The organism is Frigoribacterium sp. NBH87 (assembly GCF_014217665.1).
GTDB classification, from domain to species: Bacteria; Actinomycetota; Actinomycetes; order Actinomycetales; family Microbacteriaceae; genus Frigoribacterium; species Frigoribacterium endophyticum.
The window spans coordinates 2,725,207-2,745,752 of the sequence record NZ_CP043650.1 but is presented as its reverse complement, the minus strand read 5'-3'; the positions used below and the strand labels follow the sequence as shown (position 1 = coordinate 2,745,752).

Genomic DNA, 20,546 nt, shown 5'->3' with positions numbered 1-20,546 from the left:
TAGGGAACGAGGGCCGGGAGCCGGGCGGGTGCCCGGCCGTGCTGCGGGGAGGCGACCCCTGCGGGGACGCCGGAGGCGCGGGTCGACCTCGACCCGCGCCTCCTCGTGTCGTCGACCGACCGACCGGTCGACGTCTCGCCTCCTACTTGCGGGAGGACGCGGCGCGACGCTTGTTGAAGACGTCGAACGCGACCGCGGCGAGCAGCACCAGGCCCTTGATGAGCGACTGGTACTCCGTGCCGACGCCGAGGATCGACATGCCGTTGTTCAGGATGCCGATGATCAGGCCGCCGACGATGGCGCCGGTGACCGTGCCGATGCCGCCCGTGACCGCCGCGCCGCCGATGAAGACCGCCGCGATGGCGTCCAGCTCGAAGCCGTTGCCGGCGCTGGGGCTGGCGAGGTTGAGCTGGCCGGTGAAGACCAGGCCGGCGAGGGCCGAGATGACGCCCATGTTGACGAACAGCAGGAACGTCACGCGCTTGGTCTTGACGCCCGACAGCTCAGCGGCGTGCAGGTTGCCGCCGATGGCGTAGACGTGGCGGCCGAAGACCGAGTTCTTCATCACCATCGAGTAGACGACGACGAGCACGGCGAGCACGACCAGCACGATCGGGGTGCCCGAGTAGCTGGCGAGGAGGAAGCCGATGTACATGACGAGGGCGACCGTGAAGACCATCTTCGTGATGAACCACAGGAAGGGCTCGTCCTCGAGCTGGTACTTGCGACGGATGGCTCGGCCGCGGAGGCCCGTGCCGATCAGGGCGACCGAGGCGATGGCGCCGAGGATCAGCGTGAGCGGCTCGTAGCCCGTCGTGCCGAACGCCGGGAGGAAGCCGGAGCCGATGTTGCGGAAGCCCTGGGGGAAGGGCGAGATCTGCTGGTTCTGCAGGGCGATCTGCGCCGCGCCGCGGAAGGCGAGCATGCCCGCCAGCGTCACGATGAACGCCGGGATCCCGAAGTAGGCGATCCAGAAGCCCTGCCAGGCACCGACCAGGGCGCCGATCACGAGGCAGAGCACCGCGGCCACGGGCCAGGGCAGTCCCCACTGCGTGATCATGACGCCGGCCATGGCGCCGGTGAAGGCGACGACCGAGCCGACCGAGAGGTCGATGTGGCCGGCGATGATCACCATGACCATGCCGATGGCGAGGATCAGGATGTAGCTGTTCTGGACGACCAGGTTCGAGACGTTGATCGGCGCGAGGGTGATGCCGTTGGTCGTGATCTGGAAGAACAGCACGATGACGATCAGCGCGATGAAGAGGCCGATCTGACGCAGCTGGCCGGCCAGGTACGACACGGCGCCGGTGATCGGGTTGACGGAGCCGGACTGGCCGCGCGGCGAGGAGTTCCCCGTTCCGGTGGGCTTGGGCTCGGTGGCCTGGGTGGGGCTAGGCGCGCTCATTGACGGGGCTCTCTCGCTCGAGGGTCATGTACTTCAGGAGGAACTCGGGGGTGGCGTCGGCGATCGGCACGTCGGCCGTGATGCGCCCCTCCGAGAGGGTGTAGATGCGGTCGCAGATGCCGAGCAGCTCGGGGAGCTCGGAGGAGATGACGATGACGCCCTTCCCCTGGTCTGCCAGCTGGTTGATGATCGTGTAGATCTCGTACTTCGCCCCGACGTCGATGCCGCGGGTGGGCTCGTCGAGGATGAGCACGTCGGGGTCGGCGTACATCCACTTGGAGAGCACGACCTTCTGCTGGTTGCCGCCGGAGAGCTTGCCCGTCACGGCCGCCACGGTGGGGGCCTTGATGTTCATGCTCTTGCGGTAGCGCTCGGCGACCGTGCTCTCCTCGGAGCCGTTCACGAAGCCGAGCTTCGCGAGCTTCCGGAGCGCGGAGCCGGAGACGTTCCGCTGGATGTCGTCGATCAGGTTGAGACCGTACTTCTTGCGGTCCTCGGTGGCGTAGGCGATGCCGGCCGCGATGGCCTTGGTCACCGTGCTGGTGTCGATCTTCTCGCCGCGCTTGTAGACGGTGCCCGAGATGCCGGTGCCGTAGCTCTTGCCGAAGACGCTCATGGCGAGCTCGGTGCGGCCCGCGCCCATGAGGCCCGCGATGCCGACGATCTCGCCGGCCGCGACGGCCAGGTTGGCCTGGTGGATGATCTCGCGCGACGCGTCGAGCGGGTGGTGCACCGTCCAGTCCTCGATGCGGAGGAGCTCCTCGCCGATGGACGACTCGTGGGCCGGGTACCGGCTCTCGAGGTCGCGGCCGACCATGCCCTTGATGATGCGGTCTTCCGAGACCTCGCCGGCGTGCATGTCGAGGGTCTCGATCGTCTTGCCGTCGCGGATGATCGTGACCTTGTCGGCGATCTCCTTGATCTCGTTGAGCTTGTGGCTGATGATGATCGACGTGATGCCCTGGCCCTGCAGGCTCTTGATCAGGTCGAGCAGGTGCGCCGAGTCGTCGTCGTTCAGGGCCGCGGTCGGCTCGTCGAGGATGAGCAGCTTGACCTTCTTCGAGAGCGCCTTGGCGATCTCGACCAGCTGCTGCTTGCCGACGCCGATGTCGGTGACCTTCGTGATGGGGTTGTCACGGAGGCCGACCCGGGCGAGCAGGCCCGCGGCGTCGAGGTTCGTCTTGTTCCAGTCGATGAAGCCGCCCTTGGACTGCTCGTTGCCGAGGAAGATGTTCTCGGCGATCGACAGGAAGGGGCTCAGGGCGAGCTCCTGGTGGATGATGACGACGCCCGCGGCCTCGGAGTCGTTGATGTTCTTGAACTCGACGGGCTGGCCGTCGAGGAGGATCTGACCCTCGAAGGAGCCGGCGGGGTAGACCCCCGAGAGCACCTTCATCAGCGTCGACTTGCCGGCGCCGTTCTCGCCGCAGATCGCGTGGACCTGGCCGCGCTCGACCTCCAGCGTGACGTCCTGCAGTGCCTTGACGCCGGGGAACGTCTTGGTGATGTCGCGCATCTCCAGGATCGTGTTCGCCACTGTTCCTTCTTCCGTGTGGGTGGTGCTGAGGGGGCCGGGGAGGGGGGAGGCGCGGCTGGCGTCAGCCGCGCCTCCCCCGCCCCGAGGGGGCGTGACCTACTTGAGGTCGTCCTCGGTGTAGTAGCCGCTGTCGACGAGGACTTCCTTGTAGTTGTCCTTCGTGACGATGGTCGGCTGGAAGAGGTACGTCGGGACGACCTTCGCCTTGTTGTCGTACGTCTTGTCGTCGTTCGTCTCGGGCGTCTTGCCGTTGAGGATGTCGTCGGCCATCACGACGGACTGGTCAGCGAGCTGACGGGTGTCCTTGTAGATCGTCGAGTACTGCTGGCCGGCGATGATCGACTTGACCGAGGCGGCCTCGGCGTCCTGGCCGGTCACGATCGGCAGCGCCGAGTCGCTGTAGCCGGCGCCCTCGAGCGCCGAGATGATGCCGATCGAGATGCCGTCGTAGGGCGACAGCACGCCGTCGAGCTTCGTGCCGCCCGAGTAGGTCGAGGCGATCAGGTTCTGCATGCGGGCCTTGGCGGTCGCCGGGTCCCACTGCAGCGTGGCGGCCTGCGTGAACTGGTCCTGGCCGGAGCCGATCGTCAGCGAGCCGTCCTCGAGGTAGGGCTTGAGGGTCTCCATCGCGCCGTTGAAGAAGAACGTCGCGTTGTTGTCGTCGGGGCTGCCCGCGAAGACCTCGATGTTCTTGGCGGCCGCGCCGTCGATCTTCGCGCCGTCGGCGTCGGCGAGGCCGAGGCCGGTGAGCAGGCTGGTGGCCTGGTCGACGCCGACCTTGTAGTTGTCGAACGACACGTAGTAGTCGACGTTCTCGCTGCCGGTGAGGAGGCGGTCGTACGAGATGACCTTGATGCCGGCCTTGGCGGCCGAGTCGAGCTGGTCGCTCAGCGAGCCGCCGTCGATCGAGGCGACGATGAGCACCTTGGCGCCCTTGGTGATCATGTTGCTGACCTGCTGGACCTGCTGGGGGATCTTGTTGTCGGCGTACTCGAGGTCGACCTTGTAGCCCTTGTCCTCGAGGGCGCTCTTGACGGCGTCGCCGTCCTTGATCCAGCGCTCGGAGACCTTGGTCGGCATCGCGACGCCGACGAGGGCGCCGGAGTTGTCGCCTCCGCTGCTGCCGCTGCCGCTGTCGCCGCCGCGGCCGCCCGCTCCGCCGGAGCAGCCGGCCAGGGAGATCGCCAGACCGGCGGCGACGATGCCGACGATGAGCTTCTTGTTCTTCACGGTGATTCCTTCGTGTCCGTGTCATCTCGACGGCGTCGTCGATGACGGATGGTGATGCTGTGGAGGTGGTGCTGAAGGGTGGTGCTCGTGCGTGGTGCTCGGTGGTGCGGACGGCCGGGGAGGCACGCGGGAGGGCGTGCCGGGCTGGCCGGTGGAGCGCGTCCTGGTCGGCGGCGGGGCCGCGTCGGGGACGGGCCGACGGGGTGCGTGAGCGCCCGTCGGGGGTCGGGGGTCAGACGGCGTCGAGGGCCGTGACGGGGGCGCGGCGAGCCGTGCCGCGGGTCGGCGACGCGGACGCGTCGGGCGCGGTCGCCGCGGGCGAGCGGCGGGGGCGGACGGTCGACGCGGGGGTGGCGCGCGAGCCGTCGGGGGTGCTGGTGTTCACGGTGACCTCTTCGTCAGAGAACGTGTCTCGGAGTGAACCGTCGTGCTCGATCACTGTCATGTGAGCGCTCACATCGGGTGGTTCGGGGCAATACTGAATGAGCATCCGTCCGATGTCAAGTCGTCCGCGCATCCGGCATGGTTCACACGTTCGCAACACGGCGTTCACGGGCCTGAGCGGATGACGAGGCACCATGACTGCATGCTCGCCGTGACCGCCACCGTCCACACCGCGCACGACAGCGCCGGCCTGTTCTGGCTGTCGCGACGCCTGCTGGCCGAGCACGCCGCCGCCCGCGTCGACGAGGGGCAGTACCTCGTGCAGCTCGCCGACGCCGGCACGGTGCTGCTCACGGAGCTGCCCGACCTGCTGCGCTTCGACGTCGTGGTGCGCGACGAGCTGGCCGGGCGTCGCACCCGCCGCGCGCTCGAGGCGGCCCTGCTGCGGCTGTCGACCGGGACGGTGTCGGCCGTCACCTGGCAGTCGGAGCCGCTCGGCCACGAGGCGCTCAGCGCCTAGGGGGCAGGCGCGGGCGCAGGCGCAGGCACCCGGCTGCCCGGGCGCCCGCGCCGTCGGCGTCAGATCGCGGTGATCGTCCAGCTCGCGACGTGGCTCTCGCCCGGAGCGAGGCGCACCAGGTCGATGCCGCTCGTGAAGGCGTCGGGCGGGCAGGTCATCGGCTCGACGGCGAGGCCGACGCGGTCGTTCTCGCGCTCCGGACGGTCGGCCGTGTGCACCTGCACCCAGGGCAGCTCGGGGCCCCAGGTCATCTCGACGCCCCGGCCGTCGGCCGCCGTCAGCCGTGCCGTCGCGACCTGGTCGTCGCCGGTGCGCGCCAGCTCGGTGAAGGCGTGGTCGACGAAGGTCTCGCCGACGACGCGCTCCTCGCGGAAGTCGAAGCCGTCGCGCTCGGTCACCCCGTGCACGCCGGTCGGCACGAGGCGGTCGTCGGTCACCTCGAGGTAGCTGTCGGCCGGCAGGGTGAGGGCCCAGTCGTCGACCCGGCCCTCGCCGGCGACGAGGTACGGGTGCGGCGCGACGCCGTAGGGCGCCTCGCCGACGCCGACGTTGGTGGCCTCGACGGTCGTGGTGAGGCCGGCGTCGCCGAGCTCGTAGGTGGCGCGGAGCGCCAGCCGCCAGGGGTAGCCGTCGCTCGGGGCCAGCTCCGTCACGAGGGAGGCGCGGTGCGGCTCGCTCGACTCCACGCGCCACTCGGCCCAGCCGACCAGCCCGTGCAGGGCGTGCCCCCGCTCGACCTCGTTGAGCGGCAGCTGCAGGGTCTCGCCCGCCTCGTCGTAGGCGCCGTCGACGATGCGGTTCGGCCACGGCGCGAGAAGCGCCCCGCGGTAGAGCGGGCGGACCACGTCGGCCGCGAACGGGACGACGAGGTCGCGGCCGTCGTGCGTGAGGCTGCGGAGGGTCGCGCCGACGGCCGCGAGCTCGGCCCGGTAGGGGCCGTGCTCGAGCGAGACGGGCGCGCCGCTGACGGGCAGCGGGCCGGCGGGGCCGGTCGTGGCGGGGCCGGTCGTGGTGGGGGTGGTCGTGGTGACGTCAGGCACGGTGTCCTCCGAGGGCGACGGTGTCGAGGTGGGCGTTGCGGAAGCGACCCTCCGGGTCGACGGCGGCGGCGTGCGCCGCGAAGTCGTCGAGGCGAGGGTAGCGGGCGCGCAGCGTCTCGTGGTCGAGGGTCGCCACCTTGCCCCAGTGCGGTCGTGCGTCGAAGCCGGCCAGCGCCTCCTCGACCACCGGCAGCACCGCCAGCACCGCCTCCGCCTGACGTCGCCAGGTGAAGTGGAAGGCGACGCTCTGCCGGCCGCCGCTCGGGCTCAGCCACGCCGCGTCGGGCGCGACCGTGCGGATCTCGCTGACGAAGATGACCTCGGCGAGCCGGTCGCCGATCGCCCGGAGCGCCTCGACGGCCGCGGCCGCGTGCTCGGCGGGCACCAGGTACTCGCTCTGGATCTCCTCCCCCGCGCTCGGCGTGAACTCGGCGCGGAAGTGCGGCAGCCGGTCGAGCCACGGCCCGGGCTCGCCGAGCTGGGGCGTCACCGCGTCGGCCGCCGTGTCGGGCAGCATGTGCAGCGCGGCCTCGGCCGGGCGCGCGCCGAGCTCGCGGAGGTCGAGGCCCGACGAGCCGACGCCGTCGACCCGGGCCTTGCTCCAGACCTGCTCGACGACGTCGCCGGTGTAGCGGGTGAACAGGCTGACGCTGTAGGCGTGGGCGAGCACGGCGTCGAGCTGCTCGAGCGCGGCGGCCCAGGGCAGCCCCTGGTGGACGGTCTGCACGACGTCGAACGTCGGCACGGTGTCGAGCTCGAGGGCCGTCACGACGCCGAGGGCGCCGAGGCCCACGACCGTCGCCTCGAAGGCCTCGTCGCCGCGGCGGACGACGTCGAGCGAGCCGTCGGCGCGGACGATCTCGACCGCGCTGACCGAGGCCGAGAGGGCGGGGTTGCCGACGCCCGAGCCGTGGGTGCCGGTCTGGACGGCGCCGGCGACGGAGATGTGCGGCAGCGAGGCCAGGTTGGGCAGGGCCCGGCCGTGGCGCTGCAGCTCGCGGGCCAGCACGGCGTGCGTGGCGGCCGCGCCGACGCGGACGACGTCGCGGTCGGCGTCGAGCTCGATCGGCACGCCCAGCGCCTCGGTCGAGACGAGCACGCCGTCGGTGTCGGCGATGCGGCTGAACGAGTGGCGCGAGCCGAGCGCCTTCACGCGGCGGCTGGAGGCGACGACGTCGCGCAGCTCGTCGACGGTGGCCGGACGGCGGAGGTCGGTCGTCGAGTACTCGACGTTGGCGGCCCAGTTGTGCATGAGACTCCTTCGGCTCGGATGGCGGTGGCCAGTCTACGTGAGCGCTCACTCCGAGCGCCCGAGGCGGCCGGTCCCCCTTCTCTGGGGCCGAGGTGTCCCCCCAACTGGGCCCGTGTCCTCCGTTGCGCGGACACCGGCCGTGCGGTTGCCTTGGCATGCGCCGACAGGACGGCGCCGCACCACCACGACCAGGGGACCCTCCAGCATGAGCACCACCAGCTCCGACGCCGACGGCGTCACCGCGACCGGCGCGCGCCTCGGCGCCCGCGGCCGGACCCGCCCCCGCGTCGACCCCTCCTCCGTCCGGCCCGAGCGCGTCGTCGCCCTCCGCCGCCGCAGCGCCCCCCGCTTCTACCTCACGTACCTGCAGTCGCCGAACGACGGCAGCGACCCCGCGGTGCCCCTCGGCACCTGCCTCGTGCTCCGCGCGATCGGCGGCCAGACGCCGCGCCGGGTGTCGGTCGAGCTGCCGCACGACGTCGTCCGCACCGCGTCGTCCCTCCGTCGCGGCGCCTCCGTCGGCATCGCCACGCCCGGCGAGCTCGACGAGCTGGCCGCGCTCGGCACCGTCTTCGTCGAGTGGGTCTCGCGCGACGGCGTCACCCGCACCGCCTGGCTGCGCGTGCCGCCGACCCCGGCGCGGTACCGGGCCGGGACCGCCCGCTAGGCCACGCCCGCCCGCTAGGTCGCGCCCGCCCGATGGGTCGAGCCCTCCCCCGGGGCGCGACCACCGCCTCCTGCACGGCCCCGTCAGCGGCGGTGCGACGCCGCGGGGTGGGAGTCGGGGAGGCGCGGGCCGCCCCCGGTGTACCGCTCACGCAGGGTCTGGCCCGGCACGTACGCCTCACGCACCCTGCCTCGACGCCGCAGCTCGGGCACGACGAGCTCGACGAAGTCGCGCAGCGTGTCGAAGGAGTGGTACTGGCGGAGGTTGATGCCGTCGATGCCCTCCTCGTCGAGCCAGCGCTCGATCTCGTCGGCGACGACCGTCGGGGTGCCGGCCACGAAGAACGCGCCGCCCCAGGCCTCGTCGACGCTGTCGACCAGCTGGCCGACGGTGATGTCGAGCGGCAGGGCCGCCGCCCCGGGGTGGTCGAGCCGCCCCTCCGCCTCGAGGGCCTCACGCACCGTGCGGTCGCGCGGGTGCGACGGCGCGTCGAACGGGACGCTGCGGTGCACGAGCGCGCCCTGCTCGCTCGCGAACGACCGGTAGAGGGCCAGCTTCTCGGCCACCGCCTCCTCGGTCTCGGCCGTGATGACGCCGGCCTGCACGATGAACGACACGTCGTCCGCCGACCGGCCGGCGTCGACGGCCGCGGCGCGCGTCGCCTCGGCCACCTGACGCACGGCCCGGCCGCCGGTGAACACCACCTCGGCGTGCTGCGCGGCCTGCGCGACGCCGGTGGGCGACGCCGTCGCGAGGAAGAGCACCGGGGTCCGCTGCGGCGACGGCTCGCTGAGGTGCGGGCCGGCGACCCGGAAGAACCGGCCCACGTGGTCGATCGCGTGCACCTTCGACGGGTCGGTGTAGACGCCCGAGCCGGGAGCCAGGCCGTCGGCCGTGGGGTCGGCCACGACGGCGTCGTCCTCCCACGAGCCCTCCCACAGGGCGTAGAGCACCTCGAGGTACTCCGCGGCGCGGGCGTACCTCTCTTCCTTGGGGATCTGGTCGTCGAGACCGAAGTTGCGGGCGGCGCTCGGCAGGTACGAGGTGACGACGTTCCAGCCGACCCGCCCCTCGGTGAGGTGGTCGAGGGTCGACATGCGGCGGGCGAACGCGAACGGCGGCTCGTAGCTCGTCGACGCCGTGACGCCGAAGCCGAGGTGCTCGGTGACGGCGGCCATGACGGGGACGACCAGCATCGGGTCGTTCGCCGGTGCCTGGATGCCCTCGAGCAGCGCCGGGGCCGGGCTGTCGCCGTACACGTCGTAGGTGCCCAGCACGTCGGCGAGGAAGACGGCGTCGAAGCCGCCGCTCTCGGCGAGGCGGGCCAGCTCGATCCAGTACGCCATGTCGGTGTACTCGCGCCGGTGGTTGCCCGGCAGGCGCCAGAGGCCGTGCGTGATGTGCCCGACGCAGTTCATCTCGAACAGGTTGAGGATGAGCTGCTTGGGGCGGGTCTCGGTGTCGGTCACGTCGACGACGATGCCACACCGCGCCTCCGGCCGGGGGCGCGTTGCGCCGCGTTGCGGCGGGTGGCCGGGGCCGGGGCCGGGCGGGGCGGGGCGGGGTCGCTCTGCGCTGGGTCGGTGCGGGTCGGGCCGGGCGTCGCTCTGCGCTCGGTCGCGCCGGGCCGGGGCTCAGCGGCGGCGGCCGCCCGTGACGGCCGGGCCGGAGCCCGTCGCCGTGCCGCGCACCACCGGCACCGACCCCGTCACGGCCGCGACCGACGACGTGATGGTGCGGAGGTTCGACGTCGACAGCTGCTCCTGCGCGTGACCGTGGAGCGGGAATCCGCGGCGGGCCAGCGCCACGACGACGAAGCTCGCGGCGACGACCACGGCCGCCGAGAACGGCAGCGCACCGAGGCCGGTGACCCCGGTCAGCTGCGCGCCGAGCGCCGCGCCGCCGGCGATGCCGACGTTCGATCCCGCGTTGATCAGCGCGCCCGCGATGTCGGGGCTGACGCCGCCCGTGCGGATCGCCGCCGCCATGAAGAGGGTGCCGGTCGTGCCGTTCGCGGCGACCCACACGCCCGCGACGACGAAGGTGCCGACGAGCGAGCCGTGCACCAGCGGCAGCGCCGCGAGGGCGACGGTCATCGTCGCCACGGCGACGAGGAGGGTCTGCCGCGGGGCGCGGTCGACGAAGGCGCCCGCGGTCAGCAGCCCGACCACGCCGGTCGCCCCGAGCACCAGCAGCGCCGTGCCGACCGCGTCGTCGCCGAGGCCCGCGGTCACCAGGTACGGCCCGACGTACGTGTAGACCACGTAGTGCCCGGCGAAGAGCAGCAGGTCGGCGACGACCACGGCGAGCAGCCCGGTGCGGGCCCACGACCGGACCGAGCCGACGTGCGGGTACGACTCGCCCCGCACCGCGGGCAGGAACGCCACCGCGACGACGGCGAGCAGCGCGGAGGCGGCGGCCACGGCCCCGACGGCGGCCCGCCAGCCGAGGTGGTCGCCGACCGTCGTCGCGAGCGGCACGCCGATGACGAAGCCGAGCGAGCTGCCCGAGTAGACGAACGCGATCGCGCGGCCGGCCAGCCGGGGAGGAACGATGCGCGTCGCGTAGGCCGACGCGACGGAGAAGAAGAGGGCGTGCGCGACGCCGCCGACGACCCGGCCGGCGCACACCACGGCGAAGGAGGGAGCCAGCGCCACGATGAGGTTCGACGCCGTGTAGCCGACGAGCGTGGTCACGAGCACGGCCTTGCGCGGCACGCGGGCCGTCGCCCAGGTGAGCGGCAGGGCGAGCAGGGCGACGGCGAGCGCGTAGACCGTGACGACGACGCCCATGCGCGACTCGGAGACGCCGAGGTCGACGCTCATCGTCGACAGCAGGCCGACCGGCATGAGCTCGGTGGTGATGGCGAGGAAGGTCGACAGGCCGAGCACGGCGATGCCGACCACGGCCGACGGGGTCAGCACGTGGGCGGTGCCGCGGGCGGCGGCGGCCTCGGCGGCGCGGTCGGCGGTGCCGACGTCGCTGACGCGCATCGAGCCCGTGTAGGTCGAGGGCACGCGGACGGGCTCGGTCTCGGGCCGGTCGGCGGGGCGGGTGGTGGAGTCGGTCACGAGGGCCTCCGTTCTCCCGCACGGAGGCGCACGACGACGAGCGTCGGGACGCGCCGGGGCCGGGGCCGGGGCGCTGCGCACTCGTCGCGGGTCAGGTCTGACGGGTGTGGGGGTGTTGCCGCTCCACGACGAGGGCGCTGTCCGTCCAGTGTGACACGGCCCCCTCCCCCGCCCGCAAGGCCCCCGAGCGGGCCGGGCTACGCCCTGGGCGCACGCACCGGCGGGGCCCCGGGCGCGCGCCCCGGGTCGACGCGGGCCCCGGCGGCGTCGCGCGCGGCGACGAGCAGGTCGGTGAGGACGGTGCCGCGCGACCCCGCGTCCTCCGGGTGCCACTGCACGCACCAGAGGGGTGCCTCCTCGTGCTCCATCGCCTCGGCCGTGCCGTCGGCGGCCCAGGCGACCACGCGGAGGCCCCGCCCGGGCCGGGCGACGGCCTGGTGGTGCGAGCTGCGCACGTCGAGGGTCGTCGCCCCGAGCACGCCGGCGAGGCTGCTGTCGTCGGCGACGCTCACGGCGTGGTCGACCATGCTGTCGTCGACGTCGGCGGCGACGTGGCCGTCGAGGTGCTGCACGAGGTCGCCGCCGAGGGCGACGTTCACGAGCTGCATGCCGCGGCAGATGCCGACCAGCGGCGTGCGCGCCGCCACGGCCGCGCGCACCAGGGCGATCTGCGCCCGGTCGGCGTCGGGGAAGGTCTGGCCGCCGTGCGGCTCGGCGACGTCGCCGCCGTAGGTCGACGGGTCGACGTCCTCGCCGCCGGTGAGCACGACGGCGTCGGCCGCGGCCAGCCGGCGCCCCAGCTCGTCGTCGCCGGCCTGCGCGGCGGCCACGCGGTCGACCACGAGGCCGAGCGCCTCGGCGGCGGCGACGACGGAGGCGGTGAGCCGCTGCAGCTCGGCCTCGAACGCGGGGTCGTCGCGGCCGCCGTCGGCCACGTCGACGACGAGCAGGCGCCGGGCGCCGTGGGCGTCGGCGGTGCTGGCGTCGTCGGTGCCGGCCTCGTCGGGGCGGGCGTCGTCGTGTCGAGGGCTCAGGAGCGACATGCGCCCATCGTGCCACCCGGGGGACGCCGCCACGCCGTCTCCTGAGAGCTCGACGCGACCCGCCGCTCGGCAGGGCGCACGGTGGTCCGGGCCGGTACCGTCGGAGGCGCACGACCCCGGACCACGCCGGGGCGGCAGAGAGGTCACGCCATGTTCGAACCGGAGAACCTCCGAGACTGGGTCGGCCTCGCGGTCGTCGACCCCACCGGCGACAAGATCGGCACGCTCGAGAGCATCTACTTCGACACGTCGAGCGACGTGCCGTCGTTCGCCGCCGTCCAGGTCGGCATCCTCGGCCGCACCCGCCTCGTCTTCGTGCCGCTCGACGGCGCGCTCGTCGCGCCGAAGCACCTCAAGGTGCAGTTCGACAAGAAGCTCGCGAAGGAGGCGCCGTCGATCGAGACCGACGGTGAGCTCGAGGCCCAGCGCGAGCAGGAGCTGTTCGCCTACTACAGCCTGCCCTACACGCTCGGCACGGGCGGCGAGCGGCGGCTCGGCCGCCGCTAGGCGGCGCCCGTCGGTCGACGGGAGCAGCGAGGAGGCGCGGTGCCGGTCGGCACCGCGCCTCTCGTCGTGCAGGCGGGCAGGAATGCGGACGGGCAGGCGCGCAGGCGGGCGGGCGGCCGGCCGCACCGCCCGCGGCTCGGCTAGCGCGTGCCCCGCACCCGGATCTCGGCCAGGCCCACGTTGCCCGTGCTGGCGCTGACCCCGGTGACGGTGAAGCGCACCGACATGGTGCTGCGGCTCGGGAACGACACGGTGGTGGCCGAGCCGTCGTCCGCCAGGGCGGGCACGTCGACGGTCGACCCGTCGGAGAAGGTCAGGGTGCCGGCGGTCACCTGGTCGGAGCCGTTGGGCCGGTCGTGCAGCACGACCTGGTCGGTCGTCACCGCCGCGGGCCAGGTCAGCGTCAGGGTGACGCCGGTGCGCCCCCAAGGGGCGACCCACTCGGCGGTCGGCGCGGTCGGGTAGCCGTCGGCCACGCCGTCGATCGCCTTGTCGGCGGTCTGGCCCGTCGACGGGTCGTCCCACGCCGCCGTCGCGACGGCGCCGGCCGTGACGTCGACACGGGTCGGGGCGGGGGCCGGGGCGGGCGTCGTGGTCGCCGCGGCGGTCGACTGCACCCGCACCTCGGCCAGGCCGACGTTCCGGGTGGTCGACGACACGGCCGTCACCGTGACGCGCACCGACGAGACGGAGCGGGCCGGGAACGAGACCGTGGTGGCGCCTCCCCCGTTCGCCAGCGCGGGCACCGTGACGGTCGAGCCGTCGGAGAACGTCAGGGTCGCGCCCGTCACCTGGTCGTCGGCGTTCGGACGGTCGCTCAGCACCAGGCGGTCGACGCTGCGGGCCGCGGCCCAGGTGAGCTGGAGCCACGAGCCGGCGCGGCCGCCGACCGTCGCCCACTCGGCGGTGGCGACGCCCGGGTAGCCGTCGGCGACGCCGTCGATCGCAGCGGCGGCGGTCTGGCCGTCGGCGCCGTTCTCCGAGCTGGCGGTCGCGACCGCGCCGGCGGTCACGTCGGTCGCCGGGTCGGTCGGGGTCGGCGTCGTCGGGGCGGGCGTCGTGGTGACGGGCCCTCCGCCCGGGGCGGTCGTGGTCGGCGTGCCGACCGTCTGCTCGCGCGACAGCCAGGAGTACTCCGGGCGGCCCCAGCAGGCGTCCCAGCTCGCGCAGGTGCCGTCGTCGGAGGCCGCGTACCGGAAGAACGCCAGCGACTTGGCCCGCACCTGGTCGTCGGTGAGGTTCACCGGGAGCTGCGAGAGCCCGTAGCCCCGCCAGCCGGCGAAGCCGGGCGCGGTGGTGAGCTGCCGCCGCGCCGCGTCGGTGAGGTAGGCGACGACGTGGTGGTCGGGGTGGTCGCCGTCGTCGATCGCTCCGACGTGGTCGAGGGTGTCGACGTTGGTCGGGGCCACGCCCTTCATGATCGTGACGAGCTGCGCGCGGAGCTCGCCCAGCGAGTAGCTCGTGAGCCCGTCGACGGTGCTGAGGCGCGACTGCGTGCCCGCCCACAGCTGGGGCAGGCTCTGCCGGCCGGTGGCCGCGAAGCCCTTCCCGTCGAGGCCGCCGTCAGGGAGGTGCAGGAAGACCATCTGGACCTTCGACGACCCGCCGAGGCGGGAGAGCCCGACGGCTCGGCCGCCGAGCGAGACGGTCGTCGACGACCACGTGTCGGCCACGCCGAGCGTCTGCGCGTAGGCCGCCCGGACCCCGGCCTCGCGGCCGCGCCAGTAGGTCGACGCACGCCCCGCGTCGCCCGCGGTGACGTAGACCGTGGTGACGCAGCGCCCGGCGCGGAGGTCGGCGCCGAGGGCCGTGCTCTGGAAGAGCAGGTCGTCGTCCTGGTGCGCGACGACCGACAGCGTGGTGCCGGCCGCGCAGCCGGACTGCCGCAGCGACGGGGCGGCGGGCAGGGCGGCGGTGCCGGTGGTCGCGGCCTCGGCCGGCGCGGCCAGCGGCCCGACGAACAGCGGCGCGAGGGCCAGCGCGGCGACGGCGACGGCCACGAGGCGGAGGGCGCGGGGGGACGGGCGCCGGGGCGTCCTGCGGGTGCCGACCCGCGACTCCCCCCGGCTCGGGGCCGTCGTGCTGGTCGGCTCACTCATCGCCGGCTCCTGTCGTGCTCAGTCGGTAGAGGGTGGCGGTGGGCGTCGTCATGACGGCCTCCCAGCGGTCGTCGGCCGCGAACGCCGCGGCGAGCTCGGTGTAGTCGTCGTACGACTGGAAGCCGTAGCGGTCGTCGTAGGCGCCGACCACGTCGGAGACGAGGACCCACCGCTCGGTCGCGTCCCACGCCTCGAGGCCCGAGGTGAGGCGCGCTTCGTCGGCGGCCGCGTCGTACGACGACGTGTCGGGCCAGCCGCCGAGCGCCTCACGGGTGAGGTACTGCACCTGGTCGTAGCGGGCGGTGCGGGCCCCGGGGGTGGCGTTGCCGGTGCCGGGCACGAGCAGCGCGGCGCCGGCGGCCGCGGTCTCCTCGTAGCGGGCGGTGACGCGCGTCGTGTCGGCGCTCGCGACCCGGTTCCAGTCGAGGGCGGTGGCGCCGAAGACGTTCACGCCGACCACGACGACGAGGGCGACCGAGGTCACGACCACCGCGGCCCGCCGGCGGGCACGGGCGGACGACCGGGCCAGCCGCGGCAGCAGCCGGTGCCAGGGCAGCGACGCCGCGAGCACGCTCAGCCACGGCGCGGCGAACAGCGTGACGCGGAAGATGCCCTCGGCGCCGTAGTTCGTGGCGACCACCAGGCTGACCGGGCTGACCGCCGCGACGGCGAGCGCCCAGGCGCGGCGGTCGCCCCGCCGCAGCACGACCGTCACGAGCGCGACGAGGCCGAGCAGCACCAGCACGGCCGCGGGCAGCGTGAAGGCGAGGGTCTTGACGACCGGCACGGGCAGGGTCGCGGCCGAGTGCGCGGGCGGCGCGGCGTTCGACACCACGTCGCCGAAGGCGGTCGGCAGCAGGAAGGCCCCGAGCACCGACGCGTTCGACAGCGCCCACAGCACGGCGGGCACCAGCACCAGCGTCGGCAGCCACCACGGGCGGATCAGCCGGAACGCGACGAACACGACCAGCGCCGCCGTGGTGAGGTACGGCGAGATCTGGTGCGTGACGGCGAGGGCACAGCCCAGCACCAGCACGGCGGCGAGGCGCCACGGCGCGACCGACGCGGGGCGCGACCGACGTCGCGCGCCCGAGATCGGCGGGCGACCGCTGAGGGCCAGCGCGAAGACCGACAGCGAGAGCACGACGCCGAGCGACTGGGGCGAGAAGTACAGCGTGTTGAGCGTGAGCGTCAGGCCGAACAGCCCGCCGGCGATCCAGGCGCGGCCGTCGTCGGTCAGGAACCTCGCCGCGAGGACGGTCGCCGCGAGGGTGATCAGCGGGCTGATCATCACCGGCCACCAGGTCGCGACCACCATCACGTCGCGGAGGCCCGCGACGTCGGCGGCCCAGGCCACGGCCGCGAACAGCCCCGACCACGACTGGAAGATGTCGACGCCGGTCGACGTGCCGCCGTTCGCCCGGATCGACTCGACCACGCCGACGTGCCGCGCCGCCGAGACCATCGTCGGGGTGCCGTAGGCGATCGCCTGCGACAGCACAGCGACGCCGCTCAGGCTCATCAGGGGCAGCGCCGGGCTGCGTCGCGACACGACGGCGACGACCGCGGCCGCCACGAGCAGCACGAGGCCGGCCCACCACAGCGGGCCCTCGATCGAGAGCAGGCCGCCGGGGGGCGGGTCGCCCCGGACGAGCAGCGACGCCACGACCACGAGGGCGACCCCGGCGACGGTGGCGAGGGGCACCAGCGGGAGGCGGGCGGTCGACGCGGCCCGCGCCTCGGCGGGGGCCTCGGGGTCCAGTGCCCGTCGGTCCAGGGCACGGGGGTCCGGGGCCTGGTCGCCGGGCCGAGGCACCTCGACGGCCGGGGCCTGCGGGAGGCGCCCGTCGCGGAGTGCCCGGAGGTCGCGTCGCACCGCGACCACCAGCATCACGACGGTGGCGGTCGCGACGACGACGGCCGCGGGGACGGGCACCCAGACGTGCAGGGTCGCCATCGTGATGCCGGTCAGCACCGCGGCGACGAGACCGCCGACCAGAGCCACCAGGGTGAAGCGGGAGGCGCGCAGCGGGCGCGCGAGGAGCGCCGGCGCGACGCCGAGCTCGAGCAGCAGGAAGACCGTGGCGGTCGCCTGGCGCAGCACGACGAGGTCGGCGACCAGCGCGACCGCGAGGCCGAGCAGGGTGAGGGCGACGAGCGCGGCGGCCGCGAGGCGCGACACAGGGCCCATCGTCGGGACGGGCAGGGGGGTTCCGTCGCGCGGGAGCTCGGGGTGCACGCCGTCGGGGCGCGCGCTCACGGTGACGGGGACGACTCGGGGCACGAGCGATCTCCAGGGGTTGCCGTCGGCGGGGAGGGACGTGCTCGCCCGCCGAGCCTGGGTGGGGCGGGGCGGAGGGGTCGCGGGCACGCACGGTCGAGGCCGGCGTCGTTCGGGTACGGCGGGCGCGGGTAGCCTGCCGGTCCTGTGAGTGTAGCTCGGCACCCCGGAGGCCCCGCGACCCTCGAACGGGTGGCATCAGGGCGTTTCTGCGGGCAGGACGGCCGCTCGGCTTGACCACGGAGCCCCCGGCGGCGAGGCTGTCGACGGCCCTCCCGGCCGCGAGCTGCTCGCGGCGACCCCGACGCGGACGGCCGGAGAGCTGAGACGTGCCCCGCAGACCCCCGCGCCCGAGGCGCGTCGTCGCGGCCGTCGGGCTGCTCGTCGCCGCCGTCGCCGTGGCCGTCGCGGCCACCGTGTCGACGAGCACGGCGCGGCAGGCGGACGACGCGGGCGGCCCCACCTCGACCTCGACCTCGACGCCCGGGAGGCACCCCGACGTGACCGACCGCCCCTCCAGCACGCCGAGCCCGGAGCCGACGAGCTCGGCCGCGGCCGAGCCTGCGCCGTCGACGGGGGCGGACGGGACGGGGGCCGGGGCCGGCGTGGCCCCGAACGGCAGCGGCCAGGCGATGCCGACCAGCTCGGGGCCCGGCTGGACGCGCACCTTCTCGGACGACTTCGCGCACCCGGTCGCGGCCGGGCGCTTCCCCGGTCGGTACGACGACAGCTGGGTCGCCTACGACGGCTTCACCGACACGTCGGGCATCGGCGACTACCGGGCCGACGCGGTGTCGGTGCGCGACGGCGTGCTCGACCTCGCGGTGTCGGCCGGCGACGGCGCCGTCACGAGCGCCGCCGTGGTGCCGCTCGTCGGCGGCGAGTGGGGCGGGCAGGTGCACGGGCGGTTCAGCGTACGGATGCGGGCCGACGCGGTGCCCGGGTTCTACGCGGCCTTCCTGCTGTGGAGCGACGACAACGACTGGGACGACGGCGAGGTCGACTTCCCCGAGGGGCGCCTCGACGGCACGGTCAACGGCTACAACCACACGCCGGGCGACCCGTCGGTGAACTCGTTCGTCGGCGACACCGGCATCTCGTTCGACGGCTGGCACACGTACACGATCGAGTGGCGACCCGACCGGATCGACTACCTCGTCGACGACCGCGTGTGGGCGACCACGAGCGAGGCGCTGCCGACGGCGTCGATGCACTGGGTGATGCAGGTCGAGGCGGCCGGCGAGACGCCGCCGGACGGCGCAGGGCACGTCGAGATCGACTGGGCGACGATCGACCGGTACGACAGCTGAGCCGGGGCGCGGCGCGCGTCGACGGTTCAGGGCGCAGCGGCCGCCCGGGCCGGCAGCAGCCCCGCGGCGCAGCTCGCCCCTGAACGCTCGACGTCAGGCCGCGCTGCGGCGCCGCGGCAGACGCGCGTCGACGATTCAGGGCGCAGCGGCCGCCCGGGCCGGCAGCAGCCCCGCGGCGCAGCTCGCCCCTGAACGCTCGACGTCAGGCCGCGCTGCGGCGCCGCGGCAGACGCGCGTTGACGATTCAGGGAGCAGCGGCCGCCCGGGCCGGCAGCGGGCCCGCGGCGCGGCCCGCCCCTGAACGCTCGACGCGGGACCGCGCGGCGCGGCGCGGCGCGGCGCGCCCTAGGCGAGCACGCCGAGGTGCTCGAGCAGGATGCTCGTCCCGATCAGCACGAGCACGACGCCGCCCGCGATCTCGGCCGGGCGGCCCAGCGCCGAACCCACCTTCGCCCCGACGAGCACGCCGACGAACGTCAGCACCGCCGTCGTGACGCCGATCAGCGCGACCGACGCGCCGATCGACACCGGCAGGAACGCCAGCGTCACGCCCACCGCCAACGCGTCGATGCTCGTCGCCACCGACAGCACGACGAGCTCACGCAGCGGCACCCGGTCGGCGTCGACGTCGTCGTCGGGGTGGGCCCGCGCGGCCTCCCAGATCATCTTGCCGCCGACGAGCGCGAGCAGGCCGAAGGCGATCCAGTGGTCGACGCCGGAGATCACCGGGGCGAACGCCGTTCCCAGCAGCCAGCCGATGAGCGGCATCAGGGCCTGGGCGGCCCCGAAGGCCAGGGCGATGACGACGGCGTTGCGCAGCGCCCGCGCCCGCAGGTGGAGGCCCTTGCCGAGGGCGACGGCGAAGGCGTCGGCGGAGACGCCGACGGCGATGAGGAGGAGGGCCCAGACGCTCACGGACGACCTTTCGAGGAGACGAGCACGAGGCGTCGTCGCCCGGCGGAACTCGACGATCCTGGCACGGCCCCGGGGGCTCGACTGCACGGAAAGGGCTGGTCAGGCATGTTCGACGAGACGAAATCCTGGGTTGGCGCAGCCGCACCGCGCCGCCGCACCTCTCAGCGCGCGCGGATGTGCCGCCGCAGGACGGCCTCGAGCTCGTCGAGGTGCCGACCGTGCGGGAAGGCCGTCGCGACGTGCTCGCGCGCCCGCTCGCCCAGCCCCCGGTCGACCTCGCGCCACCCGAGGGCCGCGCCGACCGTCGCGGCCAGCGCCGCCTCGTCGCGCGGCGGCACGAGGAAGCGCGCGAACTCGCCGGTCAGCACCTCGGGCGCGGCACCGACCGCCGTCGCGACCGCGGGTCGCCCGGTCGACATCGCCTCGACCAGCACGCGGCCGAAGGCCTCCGGCTCGGCCGACGGCATCACGACGACGTCCGCGGCGTGCAGCAGCGGCACGACGTCGCCCTGCAGCCCGAGCCGCCGCCAGCTGCCCGGCGGCAGCGCGTCGAGGGCCTCGGCGACGGCCGCGTCGGGCTCGGGGCCGGCGAGCACGAGCACGGCCCGGCGCGGATCGAGCGCGAGCCTCCCCCACGCCCTCACGAGCGCGTCGACGCCCTTGCCGACGGTCAGCCGGCCGTAGGCGAGCGCGACGCGGGCGCCGGGCGCGAGGTCGAGCCCGAGCGCTCGACGCGCGGTCTCCGCCTCGGCCGGCCCGCCGAGGGGGTAGTCGCCCGGGTCGACCGCGTTGTGCACGACGGTGACGCGCTCGGGCTCGAGGCCCGCGGCCACCCAGACCGCCGCCATGTGGTGCGAGACGGCCACGAAGTGGGCGACCCCCGACATCACGAGGCGGGTCCGCTCGTAGTTCGGCAGGTGGTGCAGGTGCGCCACCACGGGCAGGCCCGCGGCACGCCTCGCGACCTGCGCCCAGACGATCTGCTCGGGGCGGTTCAGCCACAGCACGTCAGCGCGGGCCCGTCGGGCCTCCCCCACCGACGGGCCGAAGGCCGCCAGGTCGCGGAGAGCGCTCCGCGGCGCCGCGTCGAACCGGAACGGCCCGCGCAGCGTCGCCCCGACGGCCTCGTAGGCCGCCCGGTGCTCGCCGTCGACGTGCCAGAGCACCGTCGTGTCGTGCCCCCGGGCCGCCAGCCCCGTGACGTCCTGCAGGGTGCAGACCTCGACGCCGCCGACCGGCGCGAGCGTCTCGACGGTCGTCAGCACCCGCAGGGGCCGCCCCT

The 20,546-nt window shown here is 74.3% G+C and carries 17 protein-coding genes; 4 read left to right on the top strand and 13 right to left on the bottom strand.

Annotated elements, in window-relative coordinates; all coding sequences use genetic code 11:
• Positions 1-142: 142 nt before the first annotated feature.
• From mmsB to F1C15_RS12815, 4 genes are all read right to left on the bottom strand, one after another.
• Complete coding sequence (gene mmsB / locus F1C15_RS12830; RefSeq protein ID WP_185231633.1) at positions 143-1,408, bottom strand: multiple monosaccharide ABC transporter permease; 1,266 nt, start codon at positions 1,406-1,408, stop codon at positions 143-145.
• Positions 1,395-2,924 carry a multiple monosaccharide ABC transporter ATP-binding protein gene (mmsA, locus tag F1C15_RS12825; protein ID WP_197982387.1) on the bottom strand — a complete coding sequence of 510 codons (1,530 nt, stop codon included), beginning with the start codon at positions 2,922-2,924 and terminating at the stop codon, positions 1,395-1,397. The genes mmsB and mmsA overlap by 14 nt, the downstream gene beginning before the upstream one ends.
• 117 nt (positions 2,925-3,041) lie before the next feature.
• On the bottom strand, positions 3,042-4,175 hold the full coding sequence (gene chvE / locus F1C15_RS12820) for a multiple monosaccharide ABC transporter substrate-binding protein (protein ID WP_167258309.1): 1,134 nt from the start codon (positions 4,173-4,175) through the stop codon (positions 3,042-3,044).
• 232 nt (positions 4,176-4,407) lie between these two features.
• Positions 4,408-4,560 carry a hypothetical protein gene (locus F1C15_RS12815; protein ID WP_185231629.1) on the bottom strand — a complete coding sequence of 51 codons (153 nt, stop codon included), beginning with the start codon at positions 4,558-4,560 and terminating at the stop codon, positions 4,408-4,410.
• A gap of 201 nt (positions 4,561-4,761) precedes the next feature.
• Between F1C15_RS12815 and F1C15_RS12810 the strand changes: the two genes are divergently transcribed.
• Entirely contained in the window at positions 4,762-5,079 is a 318-nt protein-coding gene (locus F1C15_RS12810; RefSeq protein WP_056052739.1) for a hypothetical protein, read from the top strand.
• Between the two features lie 59 nt (positions 5,080-5,138).
• Here the strand turns inward: F1C15_RS12810 and F1C15_RS12805 are convergent, their stop codons facing one another.
• Together F1C15_RS12805 and F1C15_RS12800 are read right to left on the bottom strand one after the other, a co-directional pair.
• Positions 5,139-6,119: an aldose 1-epimerase family protein gene (locus F1C15_RS12805; protein WP_255465255.1), complete on the bottom strand. Its 981-nt coding sequence runs from the start codon at positions 6,117-6,119 to the stop codon at positions 5,139-5,141.
• Entirely contained in the window at positions 6,112-7,371 is a 1,260-nt protein-coding gene (locus F1C15_RS12800; RefSeq protein WP_185231627.1) for a D-arabinono-1,4-lactone oxidase, read from the bottom strand. Before F1C15_RS12800 ends, F1C15_RS12805 begins: the two co-directional genes overlap by 8 nt.
• A 205-nt stretch (positions 7,372-7,576) precedes the next feature.
• Between F1C15_RS12800 and F1C15_RS12795 the strand changes: the two genes are divergently transcribed.
• Positions 7,577-8,038: a hypothetical protein gene (locus tag F1C15_RS12795; RefSeq protein ID WP_185231625.1), complete on the top strand. Its 462-nt coding sequence runs from the start codon at positions 7,577-7,579 to the stop codon at positions 8,036-8,038.
• An 83-nt stretch (positions 8,039-8,121) separates the two neighbouring features.
• Here F1C15_RS12795 and F1C15_RS12790 read toward each other — a convergent pair whose 3' ends face one another.
• From F1C15_RS12790 to F1C15_RS12780, 3 genes are all read right to left on the bottom strand, one after another.
• Entirely contained in the window at positions 8,122-9,507 is a 1,386-nt protein-coding gene (locus F1C15_RS12790) for an NtaA/DmoA family FMN-dependent monooxygenase (RefSeq protein WP_370543594.1), read from the bottom strand.
• Between the two features lie 165 nt (positions 9,508-9,672).
• Positions 9,673-11,109, bottom strand: coding sequence for an MFS transporter (locus tag F1C15_RS12785; RefSeq protein WP_185231623.1), 1,437 nt, complete (start codon positions 11,107-11,109; stop codon positions 9,673-9,675).
• Positions 11,110-11,306: 197 nt separating this feature from the next.
• Entirely contained in the window at positions 11,307-12,152 is an 846-nt protein-coding gene (locus F1C15_RS12780; protein WP_185231621.1) for a gamma-glutamyl-gamma-aminobutyrate hydrolase family protein, read from the bottom strand.
• Between the two features lie 150 nt (positions 12,153-12,302).
• On the opposite strand from F1C15_RS12780, the gene F1C15_RS12775 reads away from it, so the two are divergent.
• Positions 12,303-12,659 (top strand): PRC-barrel domain-containing protein, encoded by a 357-nt coding sequence (locus F1C15_RS12775; RefSeq protein WP_056052725.1) that lies wholly within the window; start codon positions 12,303-12,305, stop codon positions 12,657-12,659.
• A 140-nt stretch (positions 12,660-12,799) separates the two neighbouring features.
• Here the strand turns inward: F1C15_RS12775 and F1C15_RS12770 are convergent, their stop codons facing one another.
• A complete protein-coding gene (locus F1C15_RS12770) occupies positions 12,800-14,758 on the bottom strand; it encodes a PIG-L family deacetylase (protein ID WP_219731547.1) in 1,959 nt (652 codons plus the stop codon).
• Positions 14,751-17,042 (bottom strand): hypothetical protein, encoded by a 2,292-nt coding sequence (locus F1C15_RS12765; RefSeq protein WP_185231619.1) that lies wholly within the window; start codon positions 17,040-17,042, stop codon positions 14,751-14,753. The genes F1C15_RS12770 and F1C15_RS12765 overlap by 8 nt, the downstream gene beginning before the upstream one ends.
• A 326-nt stretch (positions 17,043-17,368) precedes the next feature.
• On the opposite strand from F1C15_RS12765, the gene F1C15_RS12760 reads away from it, so the two are divergent.
• Entirely contained in the window at positions 17,369-18,349 is a 981-nt protein-coding gene (locus F1C15_RS12760; RefSeq protein WP_185231617.1) for a glycoside hydrolase family 16 protein, read from the top strand.
• A 345-nt stretch (positions 18,350-18,694) separates the two neighbouring features.
• Here F1C15_RS12760 and F1C15_RS12755 read toward each other — a convergent pair whose 3' ends face one another.
• Together F1C15_RS12755 and F1C15_RS12750 are read right to left on the bottom strand one after the other, a co-directional pair.
• Positions 18,695-19,264 (bottom strand): manganese efflux pump MntP family protein, encoded by a 570-nt coding sequence (locus F1C15_RS12755; protein ID WP_056052713.1) that lies wholly within the window; start codon positions 19,262-19,264, stop codon positions 18,695-18,697.
• Between the two features lie 161 nt (positions 19,265-19,425).
• The gene (locus F1C15_RS12750; RefSeq protein WP_185231615.1) at positions 19,426-20,529 is read right to left on the bottom strand and encodes a glycosyltransferase family 4 protein; all 1,104 of its coding nucleotides are present in this window, start codon (positions 20,527-20,529) and stop codon (positions 19,426-19,428) included.
• Positions 20,530-20,546 lie beyond the last annotated feature (17 nt).